At 70.3% G+C, this 4,744-nt stretch carries 4 protein-coding genes and 1 pseudogene; 1 reads left to right on the forward strand and 4 read right to left on the reverse strand.

The features are described from left to right. Both G6030_RS09225 and G6030_RS09230 read right to left on the reverse strand, forming a co-directional pair. A pseudogene (locus G6030_RS09225) lies at positions 1–653 on the reverse strand (M3 family peptidase); the annotation flags it as partial. 95 nt (positions 654–748) lie between these two features. After that, on the reverse strand, positions 749–1,570 hold the full coding sequence (locus G6030_RS09230) for a TSUP family transporter (protein WP_182642931.1): 822 nt from the start codon (positions 1,568–1,570) through the stop codon (positions 749–751). Positions 1,571–1,596: 26 nt separating this feature from the next. Between G6030_RS09230 and G6030_RS09235 the strand changes: the two genes are divergently transcribed. Further along, the gene (locus G6030_RS09235; protein WP_182642932.1) at positions 1,597–2,109 is read left to right on the forward strand and encodes a CGNR zinc finger domain-containing protein; all 513 of its coding nucleotides are present in this window, start codon (positions 1,597–1,599) and stop codon (positions 2,107–2,109) included. Between the two features lie 19 nt (positions 2,110–2,128). On the opposite strand, the gene lepA is transcribed toward G6030_RS09235, so the two are convergent. Then, a complete protein-coding gene (gene lepA / locus G6030_RS09240; protein WP_182642933.1) occupies positions 2,129–3,988 on the reverse strand; it encodes a translation elongation factor 4 in 1,860 nt (619 codons plus the stop codon). Positions 3,989–4,047: 59 nt separating this feature from the next. After that, the coding region (locus G6030_RS09245) for an EthD domain-containing protein (protein WP_182642934.1) at positions 4,048–4,744 on the reverse strand (697 nt) is incomplete at its 5' end.

The raw sequence follows: 4,744 nt of genomic DNA on the forward strand, positions 1-4,744 counted from the left end.
TCGGCGGCGGTCGCGGCGAGCGTGCCACGCATCGACTCCGGCAGCCCGGCGAGTTCGGCCTCGTCGGTGACGGGGACGGCCAGTTCCGTGGTGGAGGCCAGCAGGTTCTCGCCGAACTCCGTGGTGAGCTCCGCGAGACGGGTGTCGATCGCGGTGAGGCGGGCCCGGCCCGCGTCGTCGAGCGCCGCACCCGCACGGAGCAGGTCCCGGTGGTGCCGGCGGACGAGCCGCGCGGTCTCGTCGTCGAGGTCCAGCTCGCCGGCCTCCAGCGCGGAGTGGACCGCGTCGACGCGCGCGAACAGGCCGGGGTCCGTCATCACGGCCGAGCGGTGCGCGGCCAGCAGCGGCGAGACGACCCGTTCCACGGCCAGGCGGGCGGGCGTGGCGTCCGGGCCGAGCAGTCCGTAGAAGACCGACAGGACCCGGTCCAGAGCACGGCCCGAGCGCTCGAGCGCGACCACGGTGTTGTCGGCCGTCGGCGGCTCCGGGTTGCCCACGATCGCGGCGATCTCCGCCGCGTGATCGTCGATCGCGGTGCGGATGGCCGGCTCGAGATCCTCGTCTCGCACCGCCGCGAAGTCGGGCAGTCCGTACGGCAGCGGGGACTCGTCGAGCAGCGGGTGACGCGGGGCCTCGGGGCTCGGAGTGGTCATGAGGGGCAGTCTACGTCCGCTCCCCGACCGTGCCCCCGTCCGCTCACGACCGCCGCGCCGCAACGCACGTCACGTGCACCGCGCGGCAGCGCGCCTCACATCCATTGCGCGGCGGTGTCCCACGCCAGCCTCACAGCCAGGATCGCGATGACCACGAGGAACACGGTGCGGATGAACTCGTTGCCGCGGTTCATGGCCATGCGGGCCCCGAGGAAGCCCCCGGTGAGGTTGGCCAGGGCCATACAGCCGCCGAGGATCCACAGGACCTCGCCGTGCACACCGAACACGAGGATCGAGGCGAGGTTGGTGGTGAGGTTGGCGATCTTGGCGGCCACGGTGCCCTGGAGGAACCCGAAGCCCAGGAACGCGACGATCGCGATGACGAAGAAGGATCCCGTCCCCGGGCCGAGGATGCCGTCGTAGAAGCCCACCACCACGCCGATGAGCGCCGAGCGCCACGCACGGGACCAGCCCGAGTGCCGCTCCTCGTGGACACGCCCCAGGCTCGGCTTGAACCACGTGTAGGCCCCCACCGTGACCACCGCCACCAGGACGAGCGGGGTGAGCAGCTCCTTGGGGATGAAGCGGGCGACGGACGAGCCCGCCGCGGAGCCCGCGAAGGCGGCCACGACCAGCGGCGCGACCATGGCCACCGGGACCCGGATCCGGCGCAGATAGGTCGCCGTGGCCATGAGTGTCCCGGCCACCGACGAGAGCTTGTTGGTGCCGAGGATCTCCGGGGTGGAGGTGTCGGCGGGGAGCCCGATGACCAGCGCCGGCAGCTGGATGAGTCCACCCCCGCCGACCACGGAGTCGACCCAGCCCGCGATGAACGCCGCCAGCACCAGGGCCGCGAGGACCCACACCGAGACACCGACGGCGGACGACGAGGCTGCGCTCGCCAGGGAGAAGGACATGCCGATAACTGTGCTGTAATCGGTTTGTGTATATCAACCCTTACGGAGCCGATCCGGTCACCCTGGCCGCCGACCTGGCCAACCGCCGCCCCCGCACCACCCGCGAGCTGGTGGACCGCTGCCGCGAAGCGGGTGTGACCATCGATCGGAGCGCCTCCGACGCGGACCTCGGGGAACTGCTGACGTTCCTCGACGACTGGCTCGTCGTCGTCGACACCACCGACCCCCGTGAGCGCGCCACCGCGCTCAACGCCCTGCTCGCCGACCACTCGGGGCCGCCCCGCCTGACCGACCACGACGGACACTGGCACGTCCACTACCGCGCCGATGACGTGGGCTTCGCCCGGGTGCTCACCACCATGTTCTCGGTGGGCACCGCCCTGCACCTCACCTCACGCGGCATCGACCGGCTCGCACGGTGCGCGGCCGACGACTGCGACGCCGTGTTCGCCGACACCACCCGCAACGGGCGCAAGGCGTACTGCTCGACGCGCTGCACGAACCGGTGCGCGGTCCGCCGCCACCGCGCCCGGGCCTGACGCGGTCCGACGGCCGGCGCTACTTCTTGTCCGCGCTAGAATCCGCCGACAGCGCCGCGACGAAGGCCTCCTGCGGCACGTCCACCCGGCCGATGGACTTCATCCGCTTCTTGCCCTCCTTCTGCTTCTCCAGCAGCTTGCGCTTACGGCTGATGTCGCCGCCATAGCACTTGGACAGCACGTCCTTGCGGATGGCGCGGATGTTCTCGCGCGCGATGATCTTGGACCCGATCGCCGCCTGCACCGGCACCTCGTACTGCTGACGCGGGATGAGCTCCTTGAGCTTGACCGTCATCTTGTTGCCGTACGCCTGCGCGTGGTCGCGGTGCACGATCGCGCTGAACGCGTCCACGGCCTCGCCCTGCAGCAGGATGTCGACCTTGACCAGGTCAGCGATCTGCTCGCCGGCCTCCTCGTAGTCCATCGACGCGTAACCCTTGGTGCGGGACTTGAGGGAGTCGAAGAAGTCGAAGATGATCTCGCCCATCGGCAGCACGTAGCGCAACTCCACCCGCGTCTCCGACAGGTAGTCCATGCCCTTCATCTCGCCGCGCTTGGACTGGCACAGCTCCATGGTCGTGCCGACGAACTCGCTGGGCACGATGATCGTGCACTTGACGATCGGCTCGTAGACCTCGCGATTCTTGCCCTCGGGCCAGTACGAGGGGTTGGTGACCTGATGCTCGGAGCCGTCTTCGGCCACGACGCGGTACACGACGTTCGGGGCGGTGGAGATGAGGTCGAGGTTGAACTCGCGCTCCAGGCGGTCGCGCGTGATCTCCATATGCAGCAGGCCCAGGAAGCCGCAGCGGAAGCCGAAGCCCAGCGCCACCGACGTCTCGGGCTCGTAGTCCAGGGACGCGTCGTTGAGGCGCAGCTTGTCCAGGGCGTCGCGCAGCACCGGGTAGTCCGAGCCGTCGATCGGATACAGGCCCGAGAAGACCATGGGGTTGGGCTCGGCGTACCCGGGGAGCGGCTCCTCCGCGCCGTTCCGCGCGGCGGTGACCGTGTCACCGACCTTGGACTGGCGGACGTCCTTCACGCCGGTGATGAGGTAGCCCACCTCGCCGGGGCCGAGCCCGTCCGTGGCCTTGGGCTCGGGCGAGATGATCCCCACCTCGAGCGCCTCGTAGGTGGTGCCCGTGGACATCATCTTGACCTTCTCGCGCGGCTTGAGCGAGCCGTCGACCACGCGGACGTACGTGACCACACCGCGGTAGGTGTCGTAGACCGAGTCGAAGATCATCGCCCGCGCCGGGGCCTCCGGGTCACCGACCGGGGCGGGGATGGTCTCGCACAGCTTGTCCAGCAGCGCCTCGACGCCCATGCCCGTCTTGCCGGAGACGCGCAGGACGTCGCCCGGCTCGCAGCCGACGATGTGGGCGATCTCCTCGGCGAACCGGTCGGGGTCCGCGGCCGGCAGGTCGATCTTGTTGAGCACGGGGATGATCTCGAGGTCGTTCTCCATGGCCAGGTAGAGGTTGGCCAGGGTCTGCGCCTCGATTCCCTGCGCGGCGTCCACCAGCAGGATCGCGCCCTCACACGCCTCGAGCGCGCGGGAGACCTCGTAGGTGAAGTCGACGTGGCCGGGGGTGTCGATCATGTGCAGGACGATCTCCTCGCCCGCGTGCGCGCCGGAGCGCGGCACCCAGGGCAGGCGGACGTTCTGCGCCTTGATGGTGATGCCACGCTCGCGCTCGATGTCCATGCGGTCGAGGTACTGGGCGCGCATGAGCCGCTCCTCGACCACGCCGGTGAGCTGCAACATGCGGTCGGCCAGCGTCGACTTGCCGTGGTCGATGTGCGCGATGATGCAGAAGTTCCTGATCCTGGCCGGATCGGTGAACGTCGTCTCTGCGAAGTTGGGAATCTCGATCACTCCTGGAGGCGGGCCCGGGTGCTGCTGGATTGCGGTCCGTCCGGGCGATCACCCCATTGTCACACGCCCGCAGCCCGAACACCCACCACGTATCGACCCGTGGGGACGGCGTCCACGGTGCCGTCGTCGAGGAACCGCGCGGTCGAGGCGGTCATCGCCCGCATGTTGGCCGTCATGCGCTCGTCGTCCCCGCGCGCGTCGAAGAACACCCCCAGGTCCGTCGCGGCCTCGGCGGGGAAGACCTCCTCCACGATCCCGTCGATGCGTGGGGCGTCCGGCGTGAGCGCGCGGACCACGACGTGCTGGGTGTAGGAGGTCGTGGACTGGGTGTCGATCGCCACCCGCGTGTGCTCCTCGAGCCACACCCGCAGCCACTCCTCACGCCCGATCCGCTCCGGCCGGCGCAGGAACGCGATGTTGGCCATCCCCTCGCAGCGCCCGTCGGGTCCGGGCGCCGGGGCCGGCAGGGGTTCGGACGCGGTGACTGACCACGCCGACACCGGCCCGAGCGCCTCCAGCGCCGCGAGGAGTTCGGCACACGCGGTGGCCGAGGCGACCGGCACCCGGGTGCGGACCACCGCGAGCACCGGCAGCTCGGTGACGCGCACGTCGATCATCGCGCCGGCGACCTGGTCGTCGCGCACGTTGACCACGACCTCGTCGACGCCCAGTGCGGCCAGCGGCCCCGTCACGGCCTCCGCGATCCGCCCGCGCAACTCCTGCGCCCCCGCCGGCTCGACCGGCCCGTCCTGTGCC

The organism is Dietzia sp. E1 (genome assembly GCF_014145015.1).
GTDB lineage: Bacteria > Actinomycetota > Actinomycetes > Mycobacteriales > Mycobacteriaceae > Dietzia > Dietzia cinnamea_A.